Origin of the sequence: Proteus sp. G4380, from assembly GCF_963885725.1 — a bacterium.
GTDB lineage: Bacteria > Pseudomonadota > Gammaproteobacteria > Enterobacterales > Enterobacteriaceae > Proteus > Proteus mirabilis.
The window spans coordinates 1-15,465 of sequence record NZ_CAWPAV010000150.1 but is presented as its reverse complement, the minus strand read 5'-3'; the positions used below and the strand labels follow the sequence as shown (position 1 = coordinate 15,465).

The window sequence follows — 15,465 nt, the reverse complement described above, 5'->3', positions numbered from 1 at the left end:
TATCAATTTATAGTGGTTGTATGAAAAACAATCATTATCTTTCCGCTTAAACTTAGAACGTGAGGGTTGTCTAAATATGAAAAGACAGAAACGAGATCGTTTAGCTAGAGCATTATCGAAAGGTTACCAAGCCGGTATGCAAGGTCGTTCAAAAGAGCAGTGTCCCTATTTTGCCATTGATGCACGTTCACATTGGCTAGGAGGTTGGCGACAGGCCATGGAAGATCGCCCTGGGCTTGCAAAATAAATAACCCGTCGAGGTGATACTGCGGACACCTGTGTTATCGCAAATATTATCACCAAGATTTAATTGATAATCAAAAGAGGGTTATTTATGCATATTCCTATGAATAACTTGAACATAGGACAATTTGAATATAAATAACAACTGTGAATTGGAAATAAAAAGGTCTACCGTGGTAGGCCTTTTTATGTTGTAAAATACGGTAGGGCGAAAACTTGCCAAGTACTCTTATCTGAGATACCACCATACCACCATAAAAGAAAAAGCCTAATCTCATCGAAGAGAATAGGCTCTTATCTATCTATGTGTAATATTGACTTAGAATGCTGAGGTATCTTTAAATAAGCCGACTTTTAAATCTTTGGCTTCATAAATCAGTTTACCATCAACATAAACTTCACCGTCAGCAATACCCATAATAAGCTTACGATTGATAACACGTTTGAAATCAATTTTATAGGTGACTTTTTTGGCTGTTGGTAGAATTTGTCCAGTGAACTTCACTTCACCCACACCCAAAGCTCGGCCTTTACCTTCACCGCCTAACCAACCTAGGTAGAAACCTACCAGTTGCCACATTGCATCAAGCCCTAAACAACCCGGCATAACAGGATCATTGACAAAGTGGCAATCAAAAAACCATAAGTCTGGCTTGATATCGAATTCTGCTTCGATAAAGCCTTTATTATGGGAGCCGCCATCTTCAGTCATTTTAATGATGCGATCCATCATTAGCATATTACCTGAAGGCAGTGGTGGGCCATCTTGGCCAAATAATTCACCACGGCCTGAAGCAATGAGGTCTTCTTTAGAATAAGATTCGCGTTTATCAACCATTGTTTATATAGCCTTTATCAAGTGTAAGGTAACAGAATAGCTTACACTTGTACGCTGAACAACTCCGATCACTTGAAACAGAATTATCTGAATAAGCGTAGGAACCAAGGTAACTTAGGCCTATCCTGATTATTAGCTTGTGTTATTCGATCATGAATAACAGCTAACAAGTGTTCATTTGATTGTGGATTTTCACATTGTTCTTCGTAATAAGGCTGATGTGTTAGCAAAGTAATTGCTTCTGCAACATGGACAACCGGCCAAATATGGAACTTATTTTCTTTGACAGCTTGTATCACGCTATCGTTTAAAACCAGATGTCGCACGTTCGCCAGCGGTATAATAACCCCTTGTGATCCTGTTAATCCTCTTTGCTGACAGATATCAAAAAAGCCTTCAATTTTTTGATTAACACCACCAATAGGTTGTACCTGACCAAATTGATCTACGGCACCGGTTACGGCGATTTGTTGATCAATTGGGTGTTGTGACAATGTACTGATTAGCGCACATAATTCTGCTAGTGAGGCACTATCACCATCTACTTCACCGTAAGATTGTTCAAAAACGACGGAAGCACTAAAAGGTTGTGGCTGATCTAATCGTAATTCAGAATTTAAGTAGGCTTGCATAATCATCATGCCTTTTGCATGGATATTGCCACCTAATTCTGCTTTTCGTTCAATATCGACCAGTTCGCCATCACCAATATGAGCCACACAGGTAATACGAGTTGGCTCGCCAATTAGATCGGGATAACCGGGATAATCTAAGACAGAAAGACCGTTTATTTGGCCTACCATTTCACCTTCAGTGTGAATAGTGACTTGGCCTTGTAATATTTCATCACGGCTTCGTTCTAATAAGTAGCTATGTCGCCATAAACGATTTTCTTGCGCTTTTTTAAGCGCCTCGGCACCAAGATAAGCATCATGATTAAAACGTATGGCATAACGTAATTGGCGTAATATGAGTTCAAGATCGAGAGATAAGATAAGCTGATCTTCATGCTCTCTTGCGCCCTGAGTCAGTAATACTTGCCAAGCATCAGCAGATAATGAAGGCAGACGATATTTTTGGCAAAGCCCATTAACAAAACCACACCATTGGCTCAGGGCGGTTTCATCTTCTAAATACATATCGTACTCATATTCGCCATATAGTGCCGTACTGCTGATATTAGGCTCCATAAACTCAAGCTCTTCTAAGCTTAGGCGATCGCCCACTAAAATAACACGCAAGTGAAGGGGCATGGCTTCAATAGGCAAAGGAAGTGCTTGATGGTCATTCCACACTAACCATTCAAAGCGTTGCTCTTCAACCATCTTTTTCAGTCGGAACCACATTAAGGGTTGTGCTAAGAGCGTTTTAATGGATAAGACTAAAATACCACCATTGACTTTATGCAACAGTCCTGGGTTAACGAGGAGCTTATCTTTATGATAATAAAATGAACCAAAAAGTTGTTCTGGCTCTATCCATTGGCAACAAGCAATAGATTCTGATGATGAAAATGAGCCTTCTACATTTTCTTGCCAATAAATTTGATTAGACTCAGCTTGATAGGCACCTACAACAGGATAAGTTTTTATCTCTGCTTGTTGTAATGTATCAGCGAGTGTTTCGAAATAAGCAGTAGAATCTTCTGCTTTTAACAGCATAAATTGGCCTGCTTCTGCATTATTTAGCCACTGTAAGCTTTCATATAAGCGAGGTTGAACCTCACGAAGTGAAGATGCAGGCAATTGCGATGCTGTTTGAAAGAAAGTTTGGTAGGAGGCGTAATCTGGGCGTAACGCCTGCCATTCTAATTCGTTGTTTTTCAAGGTTACCGTTTTTATTATTGAGTAGTGAACATGGAAGTTAACATAAAGCGTTAATAGCTGGTATCTATCCTGCAATAAGACAGCTATTGACAGTTATATTATGTCTATACTTTTGGCCGGGAATATACGTTGCCATTACTTTTGCTATAACCTATTAAATTGAATGTATTGTTTTATTATAGCGACGCACGATTCTATCACAACGTGGTTAGAAAACTATCCCTTCTGACATTTGTCGGTGGTAGGTAACAAAAACTACTTATCTTTTTTGGTGATAATTTAAGCAAAAATATTCGGTTTAAGGCAGTTTTTTGGCAAAATTGTTGATATGCTAGTATGTAGTTACGTTGTCACGGTGATTTGTATGAAATATCAACAGTTAGAAAATCTAGAATGTGGCTGGAAGTGGGCTTATTTGGTAAAAAAACATCGCGAAGGTGAGTTAATCACCCGTTATGTCGAAAAGAGCGCCGCCGATGAAGTGGTTGAGCAACTATTACGCCTTGAATCTCAACCATTAAAAGTCCTTGAATGGATCAATTTACATATGAACCCTGAGTTATCGAATAGAATGAAGCAAACTATTCGTGCTCGAAGAAAGCGTTATTTTAATGCTGAACATCAGCATACGCGTAAAAAATCTATCGATTTAACTTTTAAGGTTTGGCAACGCCTATCAGCACTATCTCAGCGCCGAGGTTTGACATTATCAGAAACGATTGTCCAGCTTATCGAAGATGCGGAGCGAAAAGAGCAGTATGCACTAAAAGTACATAACCTAAAAGATGGCCTAATTGAGTTACTAGAACGAGACAAACAGAAAAAAGAGTAGATGACAATAGCGTTGTTTATTATCGAGAGATCATCAGTATAGCGTTAACTTAAGAGGTATAGAGAATATCTCTGCTAATCATTTAAAGTCATCATCAAAAGAAAAACCCTGCCGAAGCAGGGTTTTTTTAGAATTCATTACAGTAGATTTCTCTACTATTTGAATTATTGACCAGGTTGAACAACAACTTCAGTTGTACCTTGGATTTCGATTTCTACACGACGGTCTGGCGCTAAGCAATCGATCAGAGCTGCACGAGCTTTGATGTTGTCACAAGTGTTGCCAGTTACTGGGTTTTCTTTACCACGACCTTCTGCAGAGATGCTGTTTGCAGGAATACCTTTAGATACCAGGTAATCAACTACAGATTGAGCACGTTTTTCTGACAGAGGCAGGTTGTAGTTTTGAGAACCAATACGGTCAGTGTAACCGATAACTACGACACGACCTTGAGTTGGGTCGATGTTAGCTAATTCGTTGTACAGACCATTCAGTGCTTCTTGACCTTCAGCTTTCAGAGAAGATTTGTTGTAGTTGAACAGAACGTCTGAACGCAGAGTAAAGGTTTTGTTCTCAACAACTGGAGCTGGAGCAACTACTGGAGCTGGCTCAACAACTGGAGCTGGAGTTTCTTGGTTGAAACGGTAAGCAACACCAACACTCAGCATACCATTGTCTGGACGAGCGTTCAGAGTACCTTTATCACCGATGTTGTTGATCCACTGATACTCAAGACGAGTAGCAATGTTAGGAGTGATCGCGTATTCAGTACCTAATGCGAATACTGGAGAAACGCCAGTATCATTTTCAGAGAAACGTTTTTGAGTTCCTGCTGAAGTTGCATTAATAGTTGCAGTTGAATCTGCACGCCATACCATACCACCTAAACGTGTATAAACGTCTAAGTCATCCATTACTGGATAGCTTAATTTAGTGGTTAATTGGATACCTTGAGCTTTGAATGCACCGTTGTTGTATGAACCTTTATAAGCCATACGACCTAACCAGTCATAACCCAGTTCAAAACCTAAGTATTGGTTGTACTGATAACCAGCAAATGCACCAGCACCAATTTGGTCTTTGTGTGTGCTACCGTTACCGATATTCACGCCGTCCCAATTGTTACCAGTACTTTGATACTGAGACCAACCTAATTTACCACCGGTATACCAAGTATTGTCTTTTGGAGCTGCTTGCGCTGCAGTTGCGAAAGCTGCCACTGCCACTGCTAATGCGATAGCTGTCTTTTTCATTTTACGCCTCGTTATCATCCAAGTTAGGCATTTGGCTTTAAGCCTTATTATTTGCCCTTGGTTAAATTATTGTTAGGAATTCGATGCTTTCATCAAATGATGATCCCCAAAAACGGGATTTAAAGCATAACCTTAACGATATAAAGTCTACAATGAACTTAAAAAGTTACAAGTATCCCTTTAAAATTCGACTTAAAATTTTAAAAAGATCGGCCGTTATTCACAATAAGAATTATTCTATATTTTTGTTAAATTTCTTGTAACCATATGATTTAAGTTACAATTGATTATGACTTATCTTAAATGATAATGTTGCGTTATGAGTATTAGGAAAACTCTTAAATTTCACTAATGGTAGTGATTTGAATGAATTTTTATCGAGTTTAAATGTCGTTTAGAGGAATTATTGTTTTCTATTTGGATATGATTACTGTTTTGTTGTCGCATGATAAAACCTAACGCTTTACCGATGCTGGCAGCATATTCTAATCTTTTCATCTCTTCTGACGATATTTCTGGTAACCAACCCAATACTACACTGTAGTTTCCACTTAGTAGTGCTTTCTCCATTAATTCCACAGTATTAATTGAATCAACATGATTGAGTTGAATGATTTTATTCAGGGGTAAGCCGGTTTCTTTTAACCAACTACGATTTAATTTTTGTTGTGGACTCAACCACAGTAACCAACGTGATTCATGGCTATACTGTTTTAACAGAGGTAGTAAGATGTGGTTAATCATCAAGGGATTTTGGTAAAGCAGTTCACTTACCATGCCTTGTCTATTATCGGGCATTGTTGTTGTAATTGCATCGGAGGCCATAGAGAGAGGTAATACCTCAGTAGAGATCTCTTGGAAAAGGCCATTTTGTCTTGCCAAAGATGATGTTGAGAGTTTCATATTTACCTCGTTCAATATGTACTGTATGTATATACAGTATACCTGAGTTTCACTTAAATCAAGATCAATTTTTTGAAAGTTGCTCTCAAAATTTATGTAAATTCATATTTTTGATCGGGTAACTATTGGCAAAAAAAGGACATTTATTTATTGTCTTAACCATCAAGAATACATTCATATATTTGAATTTTAAGATAAAAATATTTTTTGTGGTTTGGAGATCTGATGTCAATTTTACCTGAGCAAAGGAAGGCTCATTTATTATCGCGCGTAGCGGAATATGGAAAGTTAAGTAAGAAGTCTCAATTCGGCGGTTATAGCTTAATGGTTGATGAGGTTATCTTTGCGATTACTGCTGATAATGAATTTTATTTAAAAGGGAGTGGTTTTGCTGAAACACTCTATAAAGCAAACAACATGGATGCATACGTCTATCTAAAAAAAGGTATCCCCATTACATTGCGCTATTATCGTATTACGCAAGCAATATGGCGTAATAGCGCTAAGCTCAATCAATATATCGATTTTGCATATCACTATAGTACTCAGGAGTTTTTAGGGCAGCAAAAGCAGCCTCGTCGTATCAAAGATTTACCCAATTTGGGCATAGCATTAGAGAAAAAGCTGAATCAAGTTGGGATTAACCGTATCGAGGAATTACGTACGATCGGTGCGAAGGCATGTTATTTAAAACTGATTGCGCAACCTAAGCAAGGAAATAGCGACTTATTGCTTGCGTTAGCAGGTGCTATTGTTGGCTGTCATCGCTCTGTGTTACCTAGTCAATTAAAAATGGAATTGTTAAATTGGTATAAAGAGTTATCCGTTAAATCCTATTAAACTACAGTACTCGGACTTGAGTACATTAGAATGAACAGGAATAACGGAATAAGAGCAAACTTAAGCCAATAGAGTCTGTTATTTTCTCTAAGGTTCTAATAGAAATTAGAGAAAATAACTTTTTATCCATCAAGCTGTAGCTAATTTATCTTTATCGTTTTGCCATTCTGTTTGCTCAATTAGCTCAATGCAATTGACAATTTGTGGCAATAAATCCAGTAACAAGCGTATTTGCGTTAACACTAATTGAATACGGGCGTTATCTGAACTTGGTTGTGCATTAACACGTGCGATAAGTTGATCGTGAGATTGTATAAAATCATTATCTTGTGGTTTTTTACGTCTCAACGCTGAATCAATATAACAGACAGTATCATTAAGCAGGGTGAGTACTGCTTCATCTTCAATTTTGCAACGATGAACACCTAATGCTGAAATATAGCTCAGTAAAGTATGATTTAAACAAAGTAATTTAAATGCTTCTTCTTGAGAGGTTTGAAAGCTTTTAGGCTCTGATGACATGTTAGAAATTAAAGATGCTAACTCACCATCACTGCTATGTGCATTACGACGTGCAATACGATAATTAACGCTATTATCTCTTCCTTGATAATACTGAATGAGGATCGCATCAAGATAGTAGCAGTTATTGGTCATGGTTTTTTGGATGAGCAATGGCAACTGACGGAACTTCCAATCCGGCCAAATAAAACTGACTGCAAACCAGGCAATAGCACAACCAATTAACGTATCAATGATCCGCGGTAGTGCGACATCATAGCCTTCACCTAATAAATTAAAACTTAATAAAACGAGTAGGGTAATAAACAAAGTGGCATGAGCGTATTGTACGGTTCGGAAAGCAAAAAAGAGCGTACCTGTCACAACAATAAGCACTAATTGACCTTCGATGGAAGGCACAAAATAGAGAATAGGGAAACCAATTAAAATACCAATAATAGTGCCACTGACCCGTAATGTTAATCGTCTACGTGTCGCATTATAGTTAGGCTGACAAACAAACAAACTGGTTAATAAAATCCAGTACCCTCGATGCAAATCAAAAAACTGGATGATCACATAACCTATACATAAGACAAGTGACATTCGTACTGCATGTCTAAATAGAGCTGATTTTGGTGTTAAGTGACCTTTTATTCTTAGCACGATATCTCGCCACCCAGTAAGCCCTTCATCAGATAACTGAGTTTCTTCTTTTTGGTCATGAGAGATTTGATATTGCTCTGTACTAATACTTTTTAATAAAGCATCGATGCCCTGTAAGTTTTGTAATAAATTATAGAGTGGCGCAATAATTTGTGGATCAGAAGTACTGTTTTTTACATTATTAAGTGCATTTTCTAAATGAGTGATTGCACGTTCAAAATGAGGATTATGTTGGTACTTTTTATGCCAAAGAATAGATTGAGCGACTTGTTCGCAGGCTCTTGCTTGCATTGACAGTAAGCGCTGAAAGCGGAAAAGGACATCACTGTGGCGTAATCTATCACTCAGTAATTGATATTGAATATGAGAAGAGCTGGCCCGTTCATGAATATCTTGAGCCACAAAGTAATAATGCAATGTGAAACGACTGCTACGCTGGCCCCTATCACCTTTTAAACGGCTTAGTAATGTTAGTTTAGTTTGGCTCATTGCCTCAATTAACTGATTATTAGCCAATGCCAAGTTATACAGTAATTGCTGTTGATCACCTTCAATATCGGGATCAAATAATGCGGCCTTGGCTTCTAGATAAGCGGAAAGCTGCTGATAATAACGCGTAAGGCTATCTTGAACGGGACGAATAGGGAAAAGTAGGTGACCAATTAAGGTAAGCAAATTATACCAAATCGCGCCTAAAAGGAGCCAAATAGGTTGTTCATGCCATTCTGGGAAAATCGGCATACCTAACATGGTATAAATAGCGATTAATAGCGCACCAAAGGCGATGGTAGCATAACGCTGACCCAAGGCGCCTAATAAAATAAACCCCCAAGTGGAGATAGCAAGACCACAAAAGAATAAAATAGGGTAAGGGTAGAGTAATCCGATGGATGTTGATGCTAATAAGAAACAACATAAGGTGATCACAAGGTTTCTTAAGCGGCCCACAAGCCTATCATCTAAGTCAGTTAATGCGGCTGCGACAACACCTAATGTAAGAGGTATAGTATATTTTGGTTCTTGTCCTAAAGCCCATGGAAATAAAGTCGTTCCCGTAAGTGCGATTATTATGCGAATATAATATAAAAAGTGGCTATTATAGATAAATCGGCGGGCGCCATTAAACAAATTGAACACAAAAAGCCCTTAAATAAACAAGATGGAGATAATTACCTCTTAGAATATAGGGTTTATTACAGATAAAAAAGAGTTTAACGACAGACTATTTGTTATTTATTGTAGGAATTACAGAATGGAACTGAAATCAACCCCAATGGGACAACGTTTAGCTCAGCATCCTTATAACAGGGTAAAATTGTTAAATGCGGGTATTGAGGTCAGTGGTGAAAAGCATCAATATTTAATTCCTTTTAATGAATTGATCGACATTTTTTGTAAAAAAGGCATTGTGTGGGGAGAGTTAGAGTTTTTACTGCCCGACAATAAAGTGGTTCGTTTGCATGGAACGGACTGGGAAGAAACGCAACAATTTTACCGCTATCTTTATCAAACTTGGCAAATATGGAGCCAAGAGATGAGTGAGATAACGGCGCAAGTACTTGAAAAGCAACTCTCTTCTATCCAAGATATAATTCAAAGCGATAAATGGATAAAACAAAACCAGTTAGCCGGTATTCAACAGGCTATCCAAGAAAGTTTTTCTGCTCTTCCTCTTCCTCTGGAACGACTTGCTCAATTTGATAACTGTAAGGTGCATTATCAACGCTGTTTACAGTGGTTACAGCAAGGTAAGGCATTAATTGCGCAAGAAAATGAGCAATGGATCACCCGTATGTTGACAGAGCATGCGGAGTTTTTTACTACCATTGAAACATCGCCTTTAAATGAATCGCAATGTAAAGCCGTTATCAACGGTGAAGATAATATATTGGTATTAGCGGGTGCTGGTAGTGGTAAAACGTCGGTACTAGTGGCAAGAGCAGGGTGGTTGTTACGTCGTAAACTAGCAACCTCTGAACAAATTCTACTATTGGCTTTTGGACGTAAAGCCGCTGAAGAGATGAACCAACGTTTATCTGAGCGCTTAAACGCTGATATTACGGCGAAAACCTTTCATGCATTGGCATTATTTATTATCCAACAGTCAACTAAAAAACAACCCAAGATCAGCGAATTAGAAATCAATAGTGAAAAGAGAAGAACACTATTGTTAACGCAGTGGCGTGAGCAGTGTCAGCAGAAAAAAGCACAAGCGAAAGGCTGGCGTGAGTGGTTATCTGAAGAGCTAGCATGGGATATCCCTGATGGGGAGTTTTGGCATGATAAAAAATTAGAAAATCAAGTTGCCGTAAGGTTAGAGCGGTGGATCAGTTTATTAAGAATGCAAGGTGGTAGCCAAAAAACAATGATTGATTCTGTGCCTGCAGAATATACGGATGCATTTAAAAAGTGTTTAAAACTATTAGCACCACTGTTAAAGGCATGGAAAACCGCATTAAAAGAAGAGAATGCCATTGATTTTTCAGGGCTATTACATCAAGCCATTAATCTGATAGAAAAAGGGCGTTTCGTCAGTCCTTGGAAACATATTCTGGTGGATGAATTCCAAGATATTTCACCACTAAGAGCAGCACTATTAAATGCGTTAAAACAACAAAATACACAAACTTCATTATTTGCAGTTGGTGATGACTGGCAAGCTATTTATCGCTTTAGTGGGGCTGAATTATTACTAACAACAGCGTTTCATCAATCTTTTGGTGATGGTGCTGAGTGTGCATTAGATACCACTTATCGTTTTAATTCGACTATAGGTGACGTTGCCAATACATTTATTCAACAAAATCCTAATCAATTAGCTAAGCCTTTAAATAGCTTAACAAAAGGTAATAAAAAAGCTGTTGTATTATTGCCGGATGATCAATTAGAAAGTTTATTAAATAAAATGAGTGGTTATGTCAGTGACGATGAAACGATCCTTTTATTAGCGCGTTATCATTACTTACAACCTGATTTATTGAAAAAGGCGAAAACGCGCTGGCCCAAATTAAAATTACAGTTTATGACTTTTCATGCTTCAAAAGGTCAACAAGCTGATTATGTGATTATATTAGGTTTACAATCGGGTAAAGACGGATTTCCAGCTCCGGCAAGAGAGTCGATTATAGAAACCGCTTTATTACCCCCTGTTGAAGACTATCCTAATGCTGAAGAGCGCCGATTAATGTATGTGGCATTAACAAGAGCAAAAAAACAAGTATGGTTATTATTTAATAAACAACAACCATCTTGTTTTGTGTCAGAATTAAAATCTCAAGGTGTCCCTACGCAAAAAAAACCATAAGGCATTATTTTAAACGTTCTTTTAAATAACCTTCATAGTCGGGAATTTTAATTTTTGACTCTTGTGAAAAAAGAGGGGACGAAATAAGAAAATTAGCCGTCGCACGATTGGTTGCTACGGGAATATTCCAGACTGTTGCTAGGCGTAACAGCGCTTTCACATCTGGATCATGAGGAACGGCATTGAGTGGATCCCAAAAGAAAATAAGAATATCAATTTTCTTTTCTGCGATCATAGCACCAATTTGTTGATCACCTCCCATGGGGCCACTTAACATCTGAGTGACCTCTAATCCTGTATGGTGATTAACCAGATTTCCTGTTGTTCCTGTGGCAAATAACTTATGGTGAGAAAGCTGTTCACTGTTGTTTTTAACCCATTCAAGCAATGAGCTTTTACAGTGATCATGTGCAACTAACGCAATATTTTTTTCTGTGGCGAGTGTGCGGTCAATTTGTTCCATTTGCTACCTTTAAAAATAAATACAGTTATTATTCCAGTTGTCAACATACCTTTTTTTTATCTTACAAGCTATGAGCGGAACAAGATACTATGATGTATCATAAGATTTTCAATCTTCCTGCTGATAACGGAGCATATAAATGGTTGATTCAGAGATTTATGACATTCTAAGAAGTGTCAAAACAATTGCACTGGTTGGTGCAAGTCATAAAGAAGATCGCCCTAGTTATAAAGTCATGAAATTCTTATTAGAGCAAGGCTATGAGGTGATCCCCGTTAATCCGGGTATGGCAGGGGAAACAATATTAGGCCAGCAATGTTATGGTCATTTGCAAGATATTCCTGTGGCGATTGATATGGTAGATGTATTTCGTCAATCAGCAGCAGCGCTCGAGATTGCCAAAGAAGCGATTAAAATTAATGCTAAAGTTTTATGGTTACAGATAGGTGTGATCAATGAAGAAGCAAAAGCATTAGCTGAACAATCGGGGTTGCGTGTGGTTATGGATCGCTGTCCTAAAAAAGAGATAGAAGCCCACGGATTGCCTTGGTAATAGGCAGAGTAAAATCGCCGAAATGTATTCGGCGATTATCATTAAGGTTAAGAATGGAAGAAAATTAGTTTCTTAATCGCGGAGCCTGTAATTGGTTGCGGATTGATTGTGACAACTCATCCATTGAGTCATTATCTAAATGCTCATCTGAGAGTTCATAAGTTATTTGAGCTTCAGCTAAATAGGTATGAACCGGTTGTCCTTCATCATCTTCCATGACAACATGATACCAAGGCGCTGATCGCAAGGTCATATTAGATGCAATATCATCCTCGTTAGGTTGATCAAGGGAATATTCAGCATCCACATCAACAACTACACCTAAATAACCGAGTAGTTTATGTCTAACCTGCTGGCCTATTCCAAATTTGCTGGCGATCATCATTTATCACCTCCGTAAAACCTTGCTTTATTAATTTCTGTATATGAGGGCATAAAGTGAAATTTCAAGGTGTAACAAAATTAAACACGTCGTTATCCAGTGTAAATGCAAACCTCACAAAATCAGATTATCTATTGTATAAAGAAAAGACAACAATCTTATCGGAATTTTTGCGTCACATGTAAGTTTGGAGGGTAGGTAAATGAAGGTTGGTAGAGAATATATTATTCAAGGTCGTGTACAAGGTGTCGGTTTCCGCTTTCATACTTATCAATGGATGAAAAAGCAGCCTATTACGGGTTATGTGTGGAATCGTGATGATGGCAGTGTGGGGATCAGAGCTTTTGCTGAAGAGCAGGTACTGAGAAAAATAGAAGATTGGTTGGCTGCTGGAGGACCAATAGGGAGTAAGATTGTATTCTGGTCGGCAACACCATGCCAATATGAAGAAATGGCAGACTTTTCAATCCGCCATTATGCATCTTAGTATTAAATACATTTGACAGGTTTAGGTAAGCCCGCGAGCTTCGTTGCCTGTTTAGCAGGACCTTTAGGGAATAAGCGGTATAGATAACGGCTATTGCCTTTTTCATCGCCATATTTTTGTGCTAATGCTTTTACTAACATTCGGATCGCCGGTGAGGTATTAAATTCTAAATAAAACTGGCGCACAAAACGGATAATTTCCCAATGTTGCTCTGTGAGTTCAATTTCTTCAAGTTCAGCTAATATTGGCACCATCTCTTCGGTCCATTCATTGCTGTTTTTTAAATAACCGTGACTATCTGTCTCGATTTGTTGTCCGTTAAATACAAACATGTGTTTCTAACCAATCAAAAATAATCATTTAATTTAGCAAAAATAACCGCAATACCCAAGTCTAATGCGTAAATCGTTGATAAATTAAGCTGTTAAATCAAAGGGCGTTTAAAATTACGCCAAACAAGACAATAAGGGCTTTACAATATAAGCGTGGATGTTTATATTGCTCCCCATTGCGGAGGGGTGGCCGAGCGGCTGAAGGCAGCGGTCTTGAAAACCGCCGATGGGAAACCATCCGAGAGTTCGAATCTCTCCTCCTCCGCCATCTCAATGTCTCCTAACATCTCCTGAAGTCTCCTTAACTTCCTTTGAACCACTAAAAACAAATTTCCTAGTCAACAGTTTTATTCATAATTATTTAAATTTCTGTTTGTATAAAGAGTATTGAGCATTATTGTAACCTCTAAATATTTCGAATAGATTATGGTTGAATATATTTACGACTGGGAACACTCAATATGATGATTTATTGTTATGATGACAAAATAAGTGAAATTAAAATAGAACAACTCACCAAATTGTTATATAGATGTGTCCTTGGTGGGGCAAGTGTTGGGTATACTGACGCAGAAACTCAAGTAGATGATATGAGAAATTATTGGCTTAGTGTTAATCACTCATTATCAACAAATACGTTTAAATTAATTACTGCAGTGATTGACGGACAAATAGTCGGTGTTGTTGGTCTTGAATTATGCACTAAACCGAATGGCAAACATCGTGGGGAGATTTGCAAACTATTAGTATCCCCTGATCATAGGCATAAAGGAATAGCACAGCAATTGATGCAAAAGGCTGAACAAATAGCATGGGAGAGAGGGATAACACTTTTAACTTTAGATACCATTACAAAAGGTATGACGGTGAGTCTATATCGCTTTCTTGGTTGGCAAGTTAGTGGTGAAATTCCTGAGTTTGCTCAAGCAGTTGATGGTAAGTTTGAGGCTACAACCATTATGTTTAAACTTAAGCCTGAGAGTAATAGTTAAATAAAAATAAGTTAATATCATTTTGCTATATATGATATTTTTCTAAATACACCAAAATAAGCCCCAGTCCTAGAGCTTATTTTTAAATTAACGATTAAAAAATTTAATTATTAATAATCGTTAATGTACTAAATGATGAATAAGATATTGTATTCATCATTTAGTAGCTTATTAACTCTATTTCCTTTATAGAATGAGATAGTGACTGCTTTAATTGTTGATTAATTTTTAATTTACCAACCACAAACATTGGCTTCTTCATCCATATCATAACCACGGACGATATTGATTAAATCTTTAACCATTAGACTCGCCATATCAGGATCAAGTAAATCTTTTATCTCGCATTCTTTATCCACTGAAACACCATTATTTTTATTGGTGAGCGTTAAAGTCAGCGCTTGGGCTGAGAGATCTATTTTGCCCTTTAATTCGTTAGTTAATAACAAAATTTCTTTAGCGGCAACATCAGGAATATAAAGTATCTTAGGATTAAGGAAGATTTTCTCTACTTTATCATTACTGTTATCACAAATAAGTGTCAATAAATAACCTTTATTATCATTTTCCGTAGTCATTTTTAACCTTCAGCAAGTATTTTGGGGTCAACATAAAAGTCGATATTAAACACGGTGTCTTCAGTTTGTGCTTCAATTCTGTGCCAAGTTTCTGGTGGAAATACACCAAACTCACCCTCCTTAATCACTAAGGTTTCGGTAGGCTTTGGGCTATATTGATCGGTATAGGCATAATAAATAATAGTGCCTTGCATCACGGATAATCTAGGGTATACCCCTTGCTGGGTGCCTTTGTCTAAATGTCTCTCCCAGATTGATTTAGGGGCTGTCTCCCTTGTCCAAAAAGGCGTTGTTCGTATATGAATATAGTTTGTGGGAATAATGATACGTTTCATTGCTTCTCCCTTATTATTGCCAGTTATTTTGTTGCTTTTTATCTTAGTGAAAATAAAAAACAGAGATAAATCACCTGATAAATTATTTCTTCTTTGACCAAAATTTACCGCCAATAAAGAAGTATTTCAAATGCAAT

17 protein-coding genes and 1 tRNA gene are annotated in these 15,465 nt (G+C 37.6%); 8 read left to right on the top strand and 10 right to left on the bottom strand.

Going from position 1 to position 15,465, the window contains the following annotated elements:
* Positions 1–76: 76 nt before the first annotated feature.
* The gene (gene rmf / locus AACU98_RS13565; RefSeq protein ID WP_004244679.1) at positions 77–247 is read left to right on the top strand and encodes a ribosome modulation factor; all 171 of its coding nucleotides are present in this window, start codon (positions 77–79) and stop codon (positions 245–247) included.
* A 315-nt stretch (positions 248–562) separates the two neighbouring features.
* Here rmf and fabA read toward each other — a convergent pair whose 3' ends face one another.
* Positions 563–1,081, bottom strand: coding sequence for a bifunctional 3-hydroxydecanoyl-ACP dehydratase/trans-2-decenoyl-ACP isomerase (fabA, locus tag AACU98_RS13560; protein ID WP_004244680.1), 519 nt, complete (start codon positions 1,079–1,081; stop codon positions 563–565).
* An 83-nt stretch (positions 1,082–1,164) separates the two neighbouring features.
* Positions 1,165–2,907 (bottom strand): AAA family ATPase, encoded by a 1,743-nt coding sequence (locus tag AACU98_RS13555; RefSeq protein ID WP_049210227.1) that lies wholly within the window; start codon positions 2,905–2,907, stop codon positions 1,165–1,167.
* Between the two features lie 364 nt (positions 2,908–3,271).
* On the opposite strand from AACU98_RS13555, the gene matP reads away from it, so the two are divergent.
* Positions 3,272–3,739, top strand: coding sequence for a macrodomain Ter protein MatP (gene matP / locus AACU98_RS13550; protein ID WP_004244682.1), 468 nt, complete (start codon positions 3,272–3,274; stop codon positions 3,737–3,739).
* 164 nt (positions 3,740–3,903) lie between these two features.
* Here matP and ompA read toward each other — a convergent pair whose 3' ends face one another.
* Together ompA and sulA are read right to left on the bottom strand one after the other, a co-directional pair.
* Positions 3,904–4,992, bottom strand: coding sequence for a porin OmpA (ompA, locus tag AACU98_RS13545; RefSeq protein WP_004247686.1), 1,089 nt, complete (start codon positions 4,990–4,992; stop codon positions 3,904–3,906).
* Between the two features lie 348 nt (positions 4,993–5,340).
* Positions 5,341–5,895, bottom strand: a complete 555-nt coding sequence (gene sulA, locus AACU98_RS13540; protein WP_004247687.1) for an SOS-induced cell division inhibitor SulA — start codon at positions 5,893–5,895, stop codon at positions 5,341–5,343.
* Positions 5,896–6,120: 225 nt separating this feature from the next.
* On the opposite strand from sulA, the gene AACU98_RS13535 reads away from it, so the two are divergent.
* Positions 6,121–6,735 carry a TfoX/Sxy family DNA transformation protein gene (locus tag AACU98_RS13535; protein ID WP_004244685.1) on the top strand — a complete coding sequence of 205 codons (615 nt, stop codon included), beginning with the start codon at positions 6,121–6,123 and terminating at the stop codon, positions 6,733–6,735.
* Between the two features lie 129 nt (positions 6,736–6,864).
* Here the strand turns inward: AACU98_RS13535 and yccS are convergent, their stop codons facing one another.
* Complete coding sequence (gene yccS / locus AACU98_RS13530) at positions 6,865–9,039, bottom strand: YccS family putative transporter (RefSeq protein ID WP_004247689.1); 2,175 nt, start codon at positions 9,037–9,039, stop codon at positions 6,865–6,867.
* A gap of 115 nt (positions 9,040–9,154) precedes the next feature.
* On the opposite strand from yccS, the gene helD reads away from it, so the two are divergent.
* Positions 9,155–11,206 carry a DNA helicase IV gene (gene helD, locus AACU98_RS13525; RefSeq protein ID WP_161734901.1) on the top strand — a complete coding sequence of 684 codons (2,052 nt, stop codon included), beginning with the start codon at positions 9,155–9,157 and terminating at the stop codon, positions 11,204–11,206.
* Between the two features lie 4 nt (positions 11,207–11,210).
* On the opposite strand, the gene AACU98_RS13520 is transcribed toward helD, so the two are convergent.
* Positions 11,211–11,669, bottom strand: a complete 459-nt coding sequence (locus AACU98_RS13520) for a methylglyoxal synthase (protein ID WP_004244689.1) — start codon at positions 11,667–11,669, stop codon at positions 11,211–11,213.
* Between the two features lie 139 nt (positions 11,670–11,808).
* Between AACU98_RS13520 and AACU98_RS13515 the strand changes: the two genes are divergently transcribed.
* Positions 11,809–12,222: a CoA-binding protein gene (locus AACU98_RS13515; protein WP_004247691.1), complete on the top strand. Its 414-nt coding sequence runs from the start codon at positions 11,809–11,811 to the stop codon at positions 12,220–12,222.
* Between the two features lie 64 nt (positions 12,223–12,286).
* Here the strand turns inward: AACU98_RS13515 and hspQ are convergent, their stop codons facing one another.
* Positions 12,287–12,607, bottom strand: a complete 321-nt coding sequence (hspQ, locus tag AACU98_RS13510) for a heat shock protein HspQ (protein WP_004244691.1) — start codon at positions 12,605–12,607, stop codon at positions 12,287–12,289.
* Between the two features lie 199 nt (positions 12,608–12,806).
* Between hspQ and AACU98_RS13505 the strand changes: the two genes are divergently transcribed.
* Positions 12,807–13,091 carry an acylphosphatase gene (locus AACU98_RS13505; protein WP_004244692.1) on the top strand — a complete coding sequence of 95 codons (285 nt, stop codon included), beginning with the start codon at positions 12,807–12,809 and terminating at the stop codon, positions 13,089–13,091.
* 2 nt (positions 13,092–13,093) lie between these two features.
* On the opposite strand, the gene tusE is transcribed toward AACU98_RS13505, so the two are convergent.
* Positions 13,094–13,423 carry a sulfurtransferase TusE gene (tusE, locus tag AACU98_RS13500; protein WP_004244693.1) on the bottom strand — a complete coding sequence of 110 codons (330 nt, stop codon included), beginning with the start codon at positions 13,421–13,423 and terminating at the stop codon, positions 13,094–13,096.
* A gap of 180 nt (positions 13,424–13,603) precedes the next feature.
* Between tusE and AACU98_RS13495 the strand changes: the two genes are divergently transcribed.
* Both AACU98_RS13495 and AACU98_RS13490 read left to right on the top strand, forming a co-directional pair.
* Positions 13,604–13,691, top strand: a tRNA-Ser gene (locus AACU98_RS13495).
* Between the two features lie 193 nt (positions 13,692–13,884).
* A complete protein-coding gene (locus AACU98_RS13490) occupies positions 13,885–14,415 on the top strand; it encodes a GNAT family N-acetyltransferase (protein WP_004247783.1) in 531 nt (176 codons plus the stop codon).
* 233 nt (positions 14,416–14,648) lie between these two features.
* On the opposite strand, the gene AACU98_RS13485 is transcribed toward AACU98_RS13490, so the two are convergent.
* Positions 14,649–14,993: a DUF1869 domain-containing protein gene (locus AACU98_RS13485; RefSeq protein ID WP_063215315.1), complete on the bottom strand. Its 345-nt coding sequence runs from the start codon at positions 14,991–14,993 to the stop codon at positions 14,649–14,651.
* A gap of 2 nt (positions 14,994–14,995) precedes the next feature.
* Positions 14,996–15,328, bottom strand: a complete 333-nt coding sequence (locus AACU98_RS13480; RefSeq protein WP_036908195.1) for a DUF1971 domain-containing protein — start codon at positions 15,326–15,328, stop codon at positions 14,996–14,998.
* Between the last annotated feature and the right edge of the window lie 137 nt (positions 15,329–15,465).

Bases quoted from the DNA above. Each gene is read 5' to 3' on its own strand.
- rmf (WP_004244679.1), top strand. From the start codon at position 77: ATGAAAAGACAGAAACGAGATCGTTTAGCTAGAGCATTATCGAAAGGT.
- fabA (WP_004244680.1), bottom strand. From the start codon at position 1,081: ATGGTTGATAAACGCGAATCTTATTCTAAAGAAGACCTCATTGCTTCA.
- matP (WP_004244682.1), top strand. From the start codon at position 3,272: ATGAAATATCAACAGTTAGAAAATCTAGAATGTGGCTGGAAGTGGGCT.
- ompA (WP_004247686.1), bottom strand. From the start codon at position 4,992: ATGAAAAAGACAGCTATCGCATTAGCAGTGGCAGTGGCAGCTTTCGCA.
- sulA (WP_004247687.1), bottom strand. From the start codon at position 5,895: ATGAAACTCTCAACATCATCTTTGGCAAGACAAAATGGCCTTTTCCAA.
- AACU98_RS13535 (WP_004244685.1), top strand. From the start codon at position 6,121: ATGTCAATTTTACCTGAGCAAAGGAAGGCTCATTTATTATCGCGCGTA.
- helD (WP_161734901.1), top strand. From the start codon at position 9,155: ATGGAACTGAAATCAACCCCAATGGGACAACGTTTAGCTCAGCATCCT.
- AACU98_RS13520 (WP_004244689.1), bottom strand. From the start codon at position 11,669: ATGGAACAAATTGACCGCACACTCGCCACAGAAAAAAATATTGCGTTA.
- AACU98_RS13515 (WP_004247691.1), top strand. From the start codon at position 11,809: ATGGTTGATTCAGAGATTTATGACATTCTAAGAAGTGTCAAAACAATT.
- hspQ (WP_004244691.1), bottom strand. From the start codon at position 12,607: ATGATGATCGCCAGCAAATTTGGAATAGGCCAGCAGGTTAGACATAAA.
- AACU98_RS13505 (WP_004244692.1), top strand. From the start codon at position 12,807: ATGAAGGTTGGTAGAGAATATATTATTCAAGGTCGTGTACAAGGTGTC.
- tusE (WP_004244693.1), bottom strand. From the start codon at position 13,423: ATGTTTGTATTTAACGGACAACAAATCGAGACAGATAGTCACGGTTAT.
- AACU98_RS13490 (WP_004247783.1), top strand. From the start codon at position 13,885: ATGATGATTTATTGTTATGATGACAAAATAAGTGAAATTAAAATAGAA.
- AACU98_RS13485 (WP_063215315.1), bottom strand. From the start codon at position 14,993: ATGACTACGGAAAATGATAATAAAGGTTATTTATTGACACTTATTTGT.
- AACU98_RS13480 (WP_036908195.1), bottom strand. From the start codon at position 15,328: ATGAAACGTATCATTATTCCCACAAACTATATTCATATACGAACAACG.